General features: G+C 73.0%; 14 protein-coding genes and 1 tRNA gene. 7 read left to right on the plus strand and 8 right to left on the minus strand.

Annotated elements, in window-relative coordinates; all coding sequences use genetic code 11:
* The 3 genes from MILUP08_RS02415 to MILUP08_RS02425 are packed head-to-tail and all read left to right on the plus strand — an operon-like array spanning position 1 to position 2,689.
* Entirely contained in the window at positions 1–801 is an 801-nt protein-coding gene (locus MILUP08_RS02415; RefSeq protein WP_007454429.1) for an ATP-binding cassette domain-containing protein, read from the plus strand.
* A complete protein-coding gene (locus tag MILUP08_RS02420) occupies positions 798–2,120 on the plus strand; it encodes an ABC transporter permease (RefSeq protein WP_007454430.1) in 1,323 nt (440 codons plus the stop codon). The genes MILUP08_RS02415 and MILUP08_RS02420 overlap by 4 nt, the downstream gene beginning before the upstream one ends.
* Positions 2,117–2,689, plus strand: coding sequence for a hypothetical protein (locus MILUP08_RS02425; protein WP_007454432.1), 573 nt, complete (start codon positions 2,117–2,119; stop codon positions 2,687–2,689). The genes MILUP08_RS02420 and MILUP08_RS02425 overlap by 4 nt, the downstream gene beginning before the upstream one ends.
* 285 nt (positions 2,690–2,974) lie before the next feature.
* Here the strand turns inward: MILUP08_RS02425 and MILUP08_RS02430 are convergent, their stop codons facing one another.
* Positions 2,975–4,102 carry an FG-GAP repeat domain-containing protein gene (locus MILUP08_RS02430; protein WP_007454434.1) on the minus strand — a complete coding sequence of 376 codons (1,128 nt, stop codon included), beginning with the start codon at positions 4,100–4,102 and terminating at the stop codon, positions 2,975–2,977.
* Between the two features lie 321 nt (positions 4,103–4,423).
* Positions 4,424–4,495, minus strand: a tRNA-Lys gene (locus MILUP08_RS02435).
* Positions 4,496–4,726: 231 nt separating this feature from the next.
* On the opposite strand from MILUP08_RS02435, the gene MILUP08_RS02440 reads away from it, so the two are divergent.
* Entirely contained in the window at positions 4,727–5,029 is a 303-nt protein-coding gene (locus MILUP08_RS02440; RefSeq protein WP_039907180.1) for a hypothetical protein, read from the plus strand.
* 132 nt (positions 5,030–5,161) lie between these two features.
* Complete coding sequence (locus MILUP08_RS02445; protein ID WP_039905232.1) at positions 5,162–6,244, plus strand: NAD-dependent epimerase/dehydratase family protein; 1,083 nt, start codon at positions 5,162–5,164, stop codon at positions 6,242–6,244.
* Between the two features lie 117 nt (positions 6,245–6,361).
* Here MILUP08_RS02445 and MILUP08_RS02450 read toward each other — a convergent pair whose 3' ends face one another.
* The 4 genes from MILUP08_RS02450 to MILUP08_RS02465 form a co-directional block, all read right to left on the minus strand.
* Positions 6,362–7,558: a hypothetical protein gene (locus tag MILUP08_RS02450; RefSeq protein WP_039905234.1), complete on the minus strand. Its 1,197-nt coding sequence runs from the start codon at positions 7,556–7,558 to the stop codon at positions 6,362–6,364.
* A gap of 104 nt (positions 7,559–7,662) precedes the next feature.
* Positions 7,663–8,412 (minus strand): ZIP family metal transporter, encoded by a 750-nt coding sequence (locus MILUP08_RS02455; protein WP_007454442.1) that lies wholly within the window; start codon positions 8,410–8,412, stop codon positions 7,663–7,665.
* A gap of 42 nt (positions 8,413–8,454) precedes the next feature.
* Entirely contained in the window at positions 8,455–9,645 is a 1,191-nt protein-coding gene (locus tag MILUP08_RS02460) for a GNAT family N-acetyltransferase (RefSeq protein ID WP_007454443.1), read from the minus strand.
* 94 nt (positions 9,646–9,739) lie between these two features.
* The gene (locus MILUP08_RS02465) at positions 9,740–10,459 is read right to left on the minus strand and encodes a PP2C family protein-serine/threonine phosphatase (protein ID WP_007454446.1); all 720 of its coding nucleotides are present in this window, start codon (positions 10,457–10,459) and stop codon (positions 9,740–9,742) included.
* A 62-nt stretch (positions 10,460–10,521) separates the two neighbouring features.
* Here MILUP08_RS02465 and MILUP08_RS02470 point away from each other — a divergent pair, with 62 nt between their 5' ends.
* Positions 10,522–11,577 carry a helix-turn-helix transcriptional regulator gene (locus MILUP08_RS02470; RefSeq protein WP_007454447.1) on the plus strand — a complete coding sequence of 352 codons (1,056 nt, stop codon included), beginning with the start codon at positions 10,522–10,524 and terminating at the stop codon, positions 11,575–11,577.
* 7 nt (positions 11,578–11,584) lie between these two features.
* Here MILUP08_RS02470 and MILUP08_RS02475 read toward each other — a convergent pair whose 3' ends face one another.
* The gene (locus MILUP08_RS02475) at positions 11,585–12,145 is read right to left on the minus strand and encodes a helix-turn-helix domain-containing protein (protein WP_193376562.1); all 561 of its coding nucleotides are present in this window, start codon (positions 12,143–12,145) and stop codon (positions 11,585–11,587) included.
* A gap of 56 nt (positions 12,146–12,201) precedes the next feature.
* Here MILUP08_RS02475 and MILUP08_RS02480 point away from each other — a divergent pair, with 56 nt between their 5' ends.
* Entirely contained in the window at positions 12,202–13,503 is a 1,302-nt protein-coding gene (locus MILUP08_RS02480) for a benzoate/H(+) symporter BenE family transporter (RefSeq protein WP_007454451.1), read from the plus strand.
* A gap of 85 nt (positions 13,504–13,588) precedes the next feature.
* Here the strand turns inward: MILUP08_RS02480 and MILUP08_RS02485 are convergent, their stop codons facing one another.
* The gene (locus tag MILUP08_RS02485; protein ID WP_007454453.1) at positions 13,589–13,960 is read right to left on the minus strand and encodes a hypothetical protein; all 372 of its coding nucleotides are present in this window, start codon (positions 13,958–13,960) and stop codon (positions 13,589–13,591) included.
* Between the last annotated feature and the right edge of the window lie 83 nt (positions 13,961–14,043).

Consider the following 14,043-nt stretch of genomic DNA (forward strand, 5'->3'; position numbering starts at 1 on the left):
ATGCGAGCGGTGAGCACCGCCGAAACGGCCCCCACCATCCACCCCTGGGCCATCCACGCCGAGGCCCTGAAGGTGCGGGCCGGCCGCCACCTGGCCGTCGACGGGCTCGACCTGAGCCTGGCCACCGGCGTCCACGGCCTGCTCGGGCGCAACGGCGCGGGCAAGACGACGCTGATGCGTGCCCTCGCCACGGTTCTCAAGCCGGCCGGAGGTCGACTCACCGTGCTCGGCAGTTCGGTAGACGGTCGCGCCGACCTGCGCCAGGCCCGCCGCTCACTGGGCTACCTGCCGCAGCACTTCGGCTACTACCCACGGTTCACGCTGCGCGAGTTCGTGTCGTACCTGGCCTGGTTGAAGGAGATGCCGAAGCGCGACATCCCGGCGGCCACGCAGCGCGCGATCGACCGCGTCGGGCTCACCGCCAAGGCAGATGCCCGGCTCAGGACACTCTCCGGCGGGATGCTGCGTCGGGCCGGCGTCGCCCAGGCCATCGTCAACGACCCGCAGGTGCTGCTGCTGGACGAGCCGACCGTCGGCCTCGACCCCGAACAGCGCCTCGACCTGCGCGAGCTGCTGCGTGACCTGGGCACGGACGCCTGCGTGCTGGTCTCCACCCACCTCGTCGAGGACGTGGTCGCCGCCTGCACCGAGGTCGTGCTGATCAACGAGGGCCGACTGGTGTGGCAGGGCACGCCCACCGCCCTGGCCGCCCAGGGCGACGAACGCCACCCCGGTGACAGCCCCGCCGAACGCGGCTACTCGGCGCTGCTCCGCGGCCACCACGCGGAGGTCGTCCGATGAGCGTCCTCCGGATCGAACTGCGGCGCTCCGCCGCGGCCGGCACCGCCCTGCTCGCGTCGGTGGTCGGCGTCGCCGCTCTCTACATCGCCCCCGGACGCTGGTCGGCGGGCTGGATGGACCTCGCGCTGTCCGTGAAGGAGTACATGATCCTGCTGTGGCCGATCGCCCTGGCCGCCGGAGCGTGGCAGGGCCGCCGCGAGCACCGGGCCAAGGTCGGCGAACTGTTCGCCACCACACCCCGCTCCCGCGCCCGACGGATGCTGCCGGTCCTCGTCGCGATGAGCGCCTCGGTCGGGCTCGCCTTCCTGCTCGTGGTCGGCGCGGGCGGCATGCGGATCGCCTCGACCGCCGCCTACTTCCCGCCGGACGTCGTCGCCATTCTGCTCGTCGGCGCGCTCTCCCTGATCGCGGCGGCCTGGCTCGGCCTGGGCATCGGGCGACTGCTGCCCGCTCCGGTGACCGCTCCCATGCTCGCCGTGGCAGGTGTGCTGCTGGTCTTCTTTACCGCGATCATGCGGCCGGACTGGATGGGCGCGATCCTGTCTCCCGCCTACGGCAGCAGCCCGTTCTACCCGTTCCAGACCATCGACCCGCGGGTCACCGCCGTACTCGCCATCTTCATGGGCGGGCTCGCGCTCACCGGCGTACTGCTGCTTGTCGCCCGAGGCCCACGGGCCTTTGCGGCCGCCGCGCTGCCGGTGCTGCTCGGCCTCGGCGCCGCGACGGCGATCGTCCCCCGCGACGAGGCAGCCCTCGTCGCACCTGTCGATCCGGTCGCCCGCGAACTCGTCTGCACCGACGACGCGCCGAAGGTCTGCGTCACCCGGGTCAACGCGAACGTGCTGGACGCGCTGACCCCACTTGCCCGCCAGGGCCTGGCCGTCCTCGCGAAGATGCCGGACTCCCCCACGCAGGCGCACGAGGACAGGCGGGCCTACCTCGTCGAGGACGAGCCCGTCCGCGACGCCGACGTCGTCACGATCGTCGTACGCATCGACGACCACGGCGGCCTGGCCCATCCCGACGCTGTGGTCCCCGAGATGGTGTTCGGCCTGGGCGCTGGATACGGCGACCCGGAGTGCGAGCGCGACGCGGCTGTCGAACGAGCCTCCGCCTACCACCTGCTCGGCCGCGAGCCGGTCTCCGACGTCGGCGTCATCCCCGGAATGATCGAGGAGGATCCGCAGCTCAACGCCGAGGCGGTAACCCTGTGGCAGGGCCTGCAGAAGCTGCCCGCACCCGAGGCGCTCTCCCGCGTGACGGCGGTACGCGACGCGATCCTGACCTGCCAGGACACCACCGGACTGCTGTCCCGATGACCCTCCACCTCCGCGCACGACGCGTACCCCTGGCACTGGCCGCGTCCGTCGGCGCCGCAGCCACGATCTGGGCGCTGTGGCTGACCCTCTCCAGCGAGCGCGACGCCATCCTCCTGCTCGTCGTGCTGACGGTCATGCTGATGGTGGCGGTCCTGTCGACCACGCTGGCCGCCCCGGACGAAGACCTGGAACGCACCGCCGCCCTGCGCTGGCCGTGGCGCCGAGCCGTGCATCTGCTGGCCGCGCTGGCGCTCGTACTCGTCGTGCTGCTCGCCACCGAACCCACCGGCGCCCGGTTCGGCCCCGCCGCGCTTGTGGTCCGCGACTCCGCCGGCCTGCTGGGCCTCACCGCCCTCTGCGCGACGGCCGCCGGCGTGACCCGCGCCTGGTTCCTGCCCATGGGCTGGGCGGTCGTCGCGGCCATGTTCCCCCAGCCGAACACGTGGGGTGCCCTCGCCACCTGGCCGGGCCAGCCCCACACCAGCCGTCCGGCGGCGGCGGTCGCGGCCGTCCTGGCGGTCACGGGCCTTGTGACGTACGCCTTCCGCGGCACCGCCCGACGCGAGTGACGGTGGGACTCAGGATCCGGTCGACTGATATCTGTGCAGCGCTGCTTCGACGACCTGGGTGAGAAGCTCGTCGTTACCGGGTTTGTTGCTCTCCTCCTGGATCACCACCAGAGTCGTTGCGCTCCGGACGAGCAGGACGGATTGCTGCAATGACCGAAGCGCCCGGAGGATCCCGGGCGCTTCGCCGTTGGCGGGCCTTGGGGCCTGACCAATACTTGTTGGCCAGGCCGTTTCGCCACCCGACGGTCGACTGGCCGTTCGTCTGCTGCCTCCCGGGCCGAGGGCTCAGATGGCCGGGACGAACCAGAGGATGTCGCTCAGGCCGTTGGCGTTCGGCACGATGATGTCGTCCCGTCCGTCCCCGGTGAAGTCGTCCACCACGGGCGCGCCAGGAGTACCGGGCGTGGCCAAGGTGACCGGGGTCTGGAAGGTGCCATCACCGTTGCCGAGCAATACCAGCACGCCGTAGTAGCCGCCGCCGAACGCGAGATCTGCGCGGCCGTCGCCGTCGAAGTCGCCGCTGGCGGCGGTCCGCTCACCTTGCCCGAAAGCGAGCGTGCGCTCGTTGGTGAAGGTGCCGTCGCCGTTGCCCGCGAGGTAGAGGGCGTCGCCCCACTCGGATCCCGGTACGAGCGCGTCGACCCGACCGTCGGTGTTGAAGTCGGCGAGCACGGCCGGGCTGCGGGGATACGGTAGTTCGTGCCACACCCCCGGTGCGAAGGTGCCGTTGCCCGCGTTCAACCAGGTCACCACCCGGCCATAGCCGCCGCCGGTCGCCACCAGGTCGGTGTGGCCGTCCCCGTTGAGGTCTGCCCCGGCCAGCCCGTCGTTGGCAGTCGGCTCGGCCGCCAGAGTCGCCCCTGGTGTGAACCGGCCCCGTCCGTCATTGCGCAGCACCTGGACCTGTTCTCGCCCGGCGAGGGTCAGCGCCAGGTCGACGTCTCGGTCGCCGTCGAGGTCGGCCGGGACCAGGTATCGGGGGATGCTGTTCGGGGCCAGGTCGATCACCCGGGGCACCCGGAACCGGCCATTGCCCCGACCGAGAGCGACCACCACCTGATCGAGCTCGATGTCGACGACCGTGGCGACCAGGTCCCGCCGGCCGTCACCGTCAACGTCGGCGAGCGCGACCGAGCGGGGCGCGCCGCCGAGGGCCACCACGCTCCCGGTCCGGAAGCCGGTCGTCCCCTGGCTGAGCAGGATCGAGACCCGGTCCGCGTCCGGGTGCGCGACCGCCAGGTCGGGCCGTGCGTCGCCGTTGAGGTCGCCGGCGGCCATGGCGCCCGGGACGGCGCCCGTCGCCACGTCGACCGGCGGGCCGAAGTTGACCGTCCCGGCCATGGCGGCGGTCGGGGTGACGGCCGTCAGCAGGGCGACGACCAGAGCGGGCACCCCGAGGGTACGAATTCCCATACGTGATCCTCCCGTGTGGACCGGGCCGGTCCGTCCCCGACCTGGGCAGGGGCCAGCCTCGCGTACGGTGGGATAAGGCCGGGTTAAGCCTGTGCTAACGCCCACAACGAGGGCCCGGCTCGGACGGAGTCCCGCCCCACGGCCTCTGGTGTGAAGCGGCTGACGGGATCCGAACCCGCACTGTCAGCTTGAGAAGCGTGGCCGCGCTCAAGCGGCTCGGCAAGGCGCTCGACGGGTGAGCCTACTGCTGTACTTCGCTGCTCCACCGACCCCGATCATGGCAACAGCGGCCCCGGACGGGACCGCTGACCTGCGGAGGAGTGGGCCGCCAGGGACTCGAACCCTGAACCTATGGATTAAAAGTCCACAGCTCTGCCATTGAGCTAGCGGCCCGCGCGCTCAGGTTACCTGACAGTCAGCGTCGCTGACTCTCGGCTTCCAGCCGGCTCCTGGCTTCCGGCCGGCGTCGATGCCTGGCGGTTGCCGGCCCGGACGGCACCTGATCATCACGAGGTCGGCGATGTGGCGGTGTCCGGGGCGGCGGATACCGCCACATCGGGGAGGTGGAGTGGATCAAGCTGCCCGCCGTGCATGGGGAGGGGCCGCTGGGGAATGGGGATCGGCATGAGCGCGAGTGGCACCCCGGCTGTGGCGGCGTCCGGGGAGGAGATCGGGCCGGACGGCGTACGTCAGCCGGGCGGGGAGGTGCACGCCTGGCTGCCCGGCCAGAACCAGACCGTCTGCGGGCTGGCCCTCAGCCGGACCCGGCTGCGCCGTTTTCCGCACGTGCGCTTCGACTACCTGGGCACCGATGTGCTCACCGAGGCGGACGCGGTGGGCTGGATCTGCCCGCGCTGCCTGGCGGCCACCCTCGGTCGGCGTGGCAAGGAGAAGCACGGCTGGGTCCGCGACTCGCCGCGCCCTTGATCGACTCGGGTTCCAGGAAGTCGGGTCGTCCTGGCCAGTCGGATAGCCCGTTTTCCAGGAAGCCGAGTGGATCAAGAGCGCTACGCGGCGGGCGGGCGGTTGACCGGCTGCTGGACGGGTACGGGGTCGGGCATGCGGATCGTGGTGGTGGGGGCGAGTGGCAACGTCGGTACGGCGGTGCTGCGGCGGCTGCGCCGGGAGCGCGGCGTCGAGCTGGCCGGGGTGGTCCGGCGGTTGCCCGGCCCGGATGCCGGTACGCCGTACGACCAGGTGGAGTGGCACTCCTGTGACATCGGTGCGCCGGGCGCTTCGGGGCAGCTCGCCGAGGTGTTCGCGGGAGCGGACGCGGTGGTGCACCTGGCCTGGCAGATCCAGCCCAGCCACGACCAGCGGGTGCTGCGCCGGACGAACGTCGACGGCAGCCGGGCGGTGTTTGACGCGGTGGTGCGGGCCGGGGTGCCGGCACTGGTGTACGCCTCGTCGGTAGGCACGTACGCGCCCGGCCCGAAGGACCACCCGATCAGCGAGCGGTGGCCGGCCACCGGGGTGTCGGGCTCGTCGTACAGTGAGCACAAGGCGGAGGTCGAGACGCTGCTGGACGGGTTGGAGCGGGAGCACCCGACGGTGCGGGTGGTTCGACTGCGGCCCGGTCTGATCTTCCAGCGGGACGCCGGTACGGAGATCACCCGCTATTTTCTCGGCCCGTTGGCCCCGGTGCGGCTGCTGCGCTTCGGCCGGATTCCGCTGGTGCCGACGAACAGGCGGCTGCGGATGCAGGCGGTGCACGCCGACGATGTGGCTGACGCGTACGCCAGGGCTGTTCTGGGTGATGCGCGCGGCGCGTTCAATCTCGCCGCGGACCCGGTGCTGACCCCGGAGCTGGTGGCTCGGCACTTCCACGGCTGGACGGTGCCGGTCGCGGCGCCGGTGCTGCGGGTGGCGGCGGCGCTGACCTGGCGGGCGCGGCTGCAACCGGTGGACGCGGGCTGGGTCGAGCTGGGCCTGAACGCGCCGCTGATGTCCAGCGAGCGTGCGGAGACCGAGCTGGGCTGGTCACCCAAGATCGACGCGCTGACCGCGCTCAAGGAGCTGTTCGCCGGCATGGCCGGTGGCGACCACACGGCCAGCCCGCCGCTCTCCGCGGCACGCACCCTGCCCGGCCGCCCCGGTGGCCTCCTGCACGCCCACCCGCCGGGCGAGAAGAACCCCTACTGACACGATGATCAAGAGATTTGGGTCAGAAAACGCGGCCTCGGTGACCCAGACCTCTTGATCACCAGCGCCAGGCGGCCGACGGCCGGTCAGGGCCGGCAGGCGGTCAGGGCAGGCGGGTCAGGCGGGTTTGGGGCCGATCACCTCGGGGTTGCGGGCGCCCAGGAAGAAGATGCCACGGTAGCCGGGGGTCTCGAATTTCCCGCTCGGGTTGCGGCGCAGCGGAGCGTTTTCGATCCTCATCGTGCCGGTGCGGTTGTTGCTGACGAAGAAGATCGCGCCGCCTCCCTCGTTGGCCTTGTTGTTCTCGATGACGGTGCCGGCGATCCGTACGGTGAACTCGTTGCCGTCGCAGTAGATCGCGCCGCCGCTGCCGCCGCCGGGCGTGCCGGACTTGGCCGGGTTCGCGCCGCTGCCGATCGCCTCGTTGTTCTTCAGCAGGCTGTTGAGCACCACCCAGGACACGCCGATGCTGCTCAGCGCACCGCCGTTGGAGCAGGAGCCGCCGTCGAAGGTGCTGCTCACGACGTACACCGGTTTGTTCTCGTACTGGCTGAGCACCCGGACTGCCGCGCCCCCCAGGTCGGGGCCGGTGCGGTCGCAGCGGTTGCGGACGAAGCGCGAGTTGACCACCTTGAGCCGCCCGCCACGGACGAAGATCGCGCCTCCGCCGCCGCCCTCGGCCTTCTCGCCCGTGGAGTTGCCGTCGGCGAAGGTCAGGTTCTGCACGGTGAGCTGCGGATGGTCCTGGTTCTGGCAGTGCGAGGTGGTGAAGCCCTGGGCCTCGTCGCAGGTGTTCATGTAGAGGATGCGGCGCTGCCCCTGACCGCTCAGGGTCACCCTGCCGCCGCCGTCGAGCACGATCTTCGGCCCGTTGGCGTTGCGGACCTTCGCGGTGGCGGTCATCTTGATCGTCACCGGGGCCGGTCCACAGTTGAACGTGATGACGCCGCCGGCGGCCACGGCCTTCACCACCGCCGCCGAGGTGCAACTCGCCGGGGTGCCGGTGCCGATGGTCCGGGTCGGCTTCGACGTGTCCACCGCGCGTGCCTCGGCCGGCACTGTGGCGTGGCCGTTCGGGTTGCCGGCCGCGAGCGCCTTGGCGGCCGGGGCGGTCGGCTTCGGGCTCGTACTGGCCCCGGGGCCGCCCAGACCGTCCCGGCCCGCCGCTGCGACACCCGGGTCACCGGTCGGGAGGGCGTCCGGCGTGACCGACGGGCTGGCCGGCGAGCCGGCCGGCGTCGGATCGGTGGACCCGCAGGCGGGCAGGGTCGCGGTGGCGACACCGAGGACGAGCAGGGCGGCAAGCGACGTCATGCGCACCCGGGTGATGTTAGGAGCCCCGACGGCGGCGCGACGAATCCGCCGGGCCGGTTTAATGCGCTGCTAAGCCACGCCGGGCATCGGAGCCGCCCGGGCACTCACGCGTGCGACAGGGCGAAGGCCGTCAGGAAGCCGGCGACCGTGATGAGGCCGACCAGCAGGTGGGCGTTCTCGAACGCCTCCGGCACCATCGTGTCGGTGATCATGGCGAGGATCGCGCCGGCTGCCAGCGCGGTGATCGCGGCGAGCACCTCCGGGGGCGCGCCACCCAGGAGGGTGTTGCCGAGCAGCGCCGCCACGCCGCTGATCAGCGCGATGCCGGTCCACAGCAGGAAGACGTACCGCCGGGTGCGGCCGGCCTGGCGCATGCCGGCCGCGCTGGACAGCCCTTCCGGGACGTTACTGAGGAAGACCGCCACCACGGTGACCAGGCTGACCGCGCCGCCGCTGAGCAGGCTGGCGCCGATCACCACCGATTCCGGTACGCCGTCCAGCAGCGCGCCGACGGCGAGCGCCGACCCGGAGCCGGGCTGCTCGTCCTCGGAGGGCTGCTGGTCGCCGGAGCGCTTCCGGTGCCGCGCGCCGTGACGGGCGAGAGCCACGTTGGCCAGGGTGTAGACGATCGCACCCCCGGTTGCGCCCAGCACGGTGGGCAGCATCCCGCCCTGCTCGTGCGCCTCGGCGATCAGCTCGAACGACACGGCGGAGAGCAGCACCCCCGCGCCGAACGCCATGACCGACGCGGTGATCCGCTGCGGCACCCGGGCGAAGAAGCCGACCGCCGCCCCGATCAGCAGGGCCGACCCGGCCAACAGTCCCCATCCACCCGCCTGCAACCACTCCGGCATTCCGCGGACCGTACCCGCTGCGACCGGGGCGGCAAACCGTGCTCAGAAGTCGGCGAAGAGGTACGGCACCCGGCGCGAAAAGAGACTGCGCAGCTCGGCAGCGGCATCCGTCGGCACGTCGCCGAGCCCGCGCAACGGCAGCTCGGCCGGGTCCAGCACCCCGTACGCCAGGGCGGACAGTCCCGCCGCGGTCAGCGTGGCCGTCGGCGCCCGGCCGCTGTCGGCGGCGACCAGCTCCAACGCGCCTGTCGTGCCGTCCAGCAGGTGCGTACCGGCCAGCCACCGGTCCCCGGTCAGTTCGATCCGGACCCGGCCCGGCCCGGCGGGCAGCCCGTGCAGCGCGTCCAGCGACAGCAGTCGGGCCATCGGGGCGGACGAGCCGGGCCGGCCCGCCCGTGCCTCGACGTGCACGTCCAGGTCGGTCAGCCACAGCTCCGGCAACTCGTCCGGCGGGACCTGGACGGTGACGCGCTCGACCTGGTCGACGTGCCGGGAGAGGAACTGGAGCAGCAGCGTACGGGCGAGGGGATCGGCGACCAGCAGTTCGTTGCCGATCAGGGTGCCGCCGTGGTCGTCGATCCGGTACGTGAGAGCGCCGGTGACCTCGCCGGCCACCCGGGCGGTGACAAGCCAGTGCTCGTCCCGGTCACGCAGGCCGGCCGCCCGGTAGTCCGGGAACACCGAGAAGCCGTGCCGGGTCTGGAGGCACCGTTCGGTGAACGCCCGCCACGCGGGATAACCGGCGCCGATCCGCTCCCAACCCACCTCGCCGGGCAGCTCGGCGCGTACGAGAGACCCCAGGTCGGCCGGGGAGAAGGCGACCGTGCGGGGCTTGGGCAGCCCGACGTAGCCGAACCGGGCGTAGAAGCTGGGCCGGAACGGGTAGAGCGCGCTGAGTACGTGGCCCTCGTCGCGCATCTCGTCGAGAAGCTGGTGCAGCAGCGTGCGGACGTGCCCCTGCCGGCGGGCCAGCGGATGGGTGGCGACCCCGGCGACACCGGCCATCGGCAGCACCGCGCCGCGCAGGTTCTGCCGCATGCCGATGGCCGAGACGGCCGCCAGGGTGGTGCCGTCCTCCTCGACGACAAGCGTCCGGTTGCCCTGGTTGTAGGGCAGGTAGTCGCGGAACTCCTCGACCCGGGCGGCGCCGAGCGGCGACGTCTCGAAGGCGTACGCGGCCAGCGGGAAACTCGTGGTGAGGCGTTCGTCGGCGGTCACCCGTCGGATGGTCATCCGCCCATCTCAACCCGTCGCGCAGGTCCCAGCAACCGGATTGACCCGATCCGTGGGTGCGCCGACCCGCGGACCGCCGAGCAGGTCGTCCGGGTCAGCGGGTCGTGACGTCGGAGACGATGACCGTGACGTTGTCCGGCGCCCCGGCGTGGTGGGCGAGCTTCACCAACTGCTCGCCACACTGCTGACGGTCGGCGTACATGCCCAGCGCCGCCGCGATAGCGTGGTCCTCGACGTAGTCGGAGAGTCCGTCACTGCACAGCAGCAGCCGGTCACCGGGGACCACTGTGAGCACACCGACGGCCGGCGGGGTGTCGGCGCCCTGCACGGCCCGCGTCACCAGGGACCGCTGCGGGTGGTGCCGGGCCTGCTCGGGGGAGAGCGTGCCCTGGTCGACGAGCGCCTGGACGAACGTGTCGTCCCGGGTGAGCTGGGTCAGCTCCCCGTCGCGCAGCAGGTAGCAGCGGGAGTCGCCGACCTGGGCCAGCACCAGCGTCTCCCCGGCCAGCAGCGCGGCGGTGAGCGTGGTGCCCATCCCCTCGCGGGCCGGGTCGACGGTGATCGCGGCGTGGATGCGCTGGTTGGCGGTGCTGACCACGGCACGGAGCGCGTCGGCTGCCGCGTCCGGGTCGGTGGGCGGGGCCAGCTCGTCCAGGATCCGGATCACGATCTCGCTCGCCACCTCGCCCGCGGGCAGCCCGCCCATGCCGTCGGCGACGGCGATCAGGCGGTCACCGGCGAGGGCGGAGTCCTCGTTGTTGGTGCGGACCAGGCCGATGTCGTTGAGGATGACCGAGCGGAGGATCAGCGTCATGGTGTCAGCTTGCCAAGAACACCCTGCCTTCGTCTCTACGCACTACTGCGTAGGGTTGAGAAATGATGCCGGTGTCCATGGTCGGACGCGCCGGCGAGCTCGCCGAGCTCGACCGGGCGTGGTCCGCCGTGGCGACCGTACGCCGCCCGGCGCCCGCCGTCGCAGTGGTCACCGGTGCGGCGGGAGTGGGCAAGAGTCTGCTGGTCGCGGCCGCTGTGGACGCCCTCGCGCCGCGTCCCGCGCTGGTCCTCTCCGGCGCGGCCCGGGTGCACGGCCCGGCCCCGTACGACTGGCTGGCGGCGGTGCTCACCGGTCGGGACACCAGCCGACTCGGTCTGCCGTCGGACGCGCTGGCCTGGTTGGCCCAGCAGCCCACCGCGCCCCGCGAGCGGTACGCGCCGGGCACCCTGCTCCGCCTCGCCGTGCGGACCGTGCAGTTGCTCGTCGGCGCCGGCCCGGCGGTGCTGGTCGTGGACGACCTGCACGCCCTCGACCCGGCCAGCGTCAACCTGGTCGGGGAGTTGGCGACCGTCGCCGACCTGCCCGCCCTGCTCGTGGTGGCCAGTCGACCGCCGGCCGACGCGGTGGCACCGGACCTCACCCGCCGCGCGCTGGCCCGCCTCAGCGGCGTCCGCGGCGCCGTCCGCCAACACCTCGGCCCGCTGCGCCCGGCCGAGGTCGCCGAGGTGCTGACCCAGGTGTACGAGGGCAGCAGCCCGTCCGACCGGCTGGTGACCTCCCTCTGGCGGTGCACCGGCGGCAACCCGTACGCGCTTACCGAGCTGCTGGCCGCACACGCGGGGGAGGGGCCGGAGGCGTTGCTGCGGCGGCTGCCCGGCCCGCGTCAACCGACCGCACCGCGCGCTCCGGCGTCGGCGGCCGATCCGGTCGTCGACGTGCCGCTCGACCCCGAGTTGACCGCCCGCGAGGTCGAGGTGCTGGGCTGCCTGGTCGCCGGGATGTCCAACAAGCAGGTGGCGAAGGCGCTCGGCATCTCGGTGCGTACGGTCACCGTGCACGTGTCGAACCTGCTGCGCAAGACCGGCTCGGTGTCGCGTACCGAGGTGGCGCTCTGGGCGGTCCGGCACCGTCTGCCGGTGCCCGCTCCGGTGGACTGAGGCGGGTTCAGCGACGCGGATAGCGCAACAGCAGGGTCGCGGTGACCTCCTCGTCGCCCACCGCCGCGTAGCTGTGCGGCACGTCGGAGACCCAGCGGAGGTGACCGCCGGCCGGGGCGGTCAGCGGCGCGTCGGCCGGGCCGGCCCGCAGTACGCCGGCGAAGACGGTGATGTGTTCGGTGACGCCCGGCTGATGGGCGGGGGAGATCTGCACGACGCCGGGCGCGACGCGCATCCGGTAGAGCTCGTAGGTCGCGTCGGTGTCGTCGAACACCTCCAGCAGGGTGGCGGTGACCGCGGTGCCGTGCACGGTGGGCTCGGCCGCCGGTTCGGCAAGCAGGGCGGTGAACGGCACGCCGAGCTGCGCGGTGACCGCCCAGAGCGTCTCCAGGGTGGGGTTGCGGGTGCCGTTCTCCAGGCCGGAGAGGGTGGCCTTTCCGACGCCGGCGAGCCGCGCCAGGGTGGACAGCGAGATGCCCCGCTCCTCCCGCAGGGCACGGACCCGCCGGCCGACGACGGCGGGATCCACGTCGAGGCCCGGACGGCGGGCTGGTGGTGGGTGCGGCACCGGGCTATCGTGCTACACGCTGTCGTTCCGTATACGGAACGCTTGGGGAGGTCGGGATGGCGGGACGGGCGCAACCGGTGCTTGCCGGTGTCGTGACCGCGCTGGTCGGCTTCGCCAGCTCGTTCACGGTCGTGCTGGCCGGGCTCCGCGCGGTGGGCGCGTCGGACGCGCAGGCGGCCTCCGGCCTGCTGGCCCTCTGTGTGGCGTGCGGGCTCGCCGCCGCCTGGCTGGGCTGGCGGCACCGGATCCCGATGAGCGTGGCCTGGTCGACGCCCGGCGCCGCGCTGCTGGTGGCGACCGGGCCGCCGGCGGGCGGTTGGCCGGTCGCGGTGGGCGCCTTCCTCGTCTCCGGGGCGCTTGTCGTCGCGGCCGGGCTCTTCCCGCCGCTGGGCCGGGCGGTGGCCGCGATCCCCAAACCGGTGGCCGGCGCGATGCTCGCCGGTGTGCTGCTGCCCCTGTGCACCGCCCCGGTGCGCGCGCTCGTCGAACTGCCCAGGGTGGCCGGCCCGGTGGTGGTCGGCTGGCTGCTGCTGCACCGGTTCGCCCGCCGCTGGGCGGTGCCCGGCGCACTTCTGGTGGCGGTGGTGGCGATCGCGCTGACCGCGCCGCCGACCGGGCTGAGCGGTGCCACGCTGACCCCGTCGGTCACCCTGACGACGCCCGCCTGGAACGCGTCCGCGCTGGTCGGGCTCGCCCTCCCACTGTTCCTGGTCACGATGGCGGCGCAGAATGTGCCCGGCATGGCGGTGCTTGTCGGTTACGGCTACCGGCCGCCGTTCGGAGCGGCGCTACGGGCAACCGGCCTGGCCAGCCTGCTGGCCGCCCCGGCCGGCGGGCACGCGGTGAACCTCGCCGCGATCACCGCCGCGCTGGCCGCCGGCCCCGACGCACACCCGGACCCGGAGCGCCGATGGGTCGCCTCGGTCACCGCCGGCGTCGGGCTGGCCCTGCTCGGGCTCGGTGCCGGCGTGGCCACCGCGCTGGTCGCGGTCGCGCCACCGATCCTCATCGAGGCGGTCGCCGGGCTGGCCCTGCTGGGCGCGCTCGCCACCGCGCTCGCCGCGGCGGTGACCGACCCGGCGACCAGGGAGGCGGCAGTGGTCACCTTCGTGGTGACCGCCTCCGGGGTGACGCTGATCGGCGTGGGTGGCGCGTTCTGGGGGCTTGTCGCGGGCTGCCTGATGCTGCTGCTCTTCCACCGCCGCTCACCCGCACCGCCCACGGCCCCGGACCAGTCGGCCGAGCCCGCTTCGCCGGGCCAGCCCGCCCAACCCGCCCAGCCCGCCGCACCCGGCCAGCCCGCCCAGCCGCCCACGCCGGGCCAGCCCGCCGGGCCGGCGAGATCCACACCAGCTTGATCCACTCGGGATTCATGAAATCGGGGGGTCGAGCCGGTCGGGATGCACCGAGTTCCTTGAACCCGAGTGGATCAAGGGCCGGGCTCTACTCCTCGGGCGGCAGGTCGGCCACGCCGACGGCCAGGAGGACCCGGCCGTCGGCCACCGACCCGATCCGGTCGGCCGGTACGTAGACCGCGCCGGCGGGGGTCAGATCGGTGGACACCTTGAGGTAGCCGGTGTGCAGCAGCCGCGCCGCCAGGTCGGCCGGCACGTCCGGCTCCTCGACCGCCGTCGCCTCGATCAACTCGTCCAGGCTGCTGCCCGGGTCGGCGCTCGGCGTCTGCACGGTCACCGCGTTGGGGTCGCCCCGCTGGACGAGGTCCACGGTCCCGACCGTGGTGCCGGCCGAGTCGATCACCGGCATCCCGGTGGTGATCCGCGAAATGGTCGCCTGCTGCTCGTCCTGCTGGTCCATCCCTCAGCGGTTCCCGGGGCGGCACGCCACTAAACGCCGTCGCCACCCCGCCGGAGGCTCAGCCAACACCGCAGGCCGGCCCG

Source organism: Micromonospora lupini str. Lupac 08 (assembly GCF_000297395.2).
GTDB lineage: Bacteria > Actinomycetota > Actinomycetes > Mycobacteriales > Micromonosporaceae > Micromonospora > Micromonospora lupini.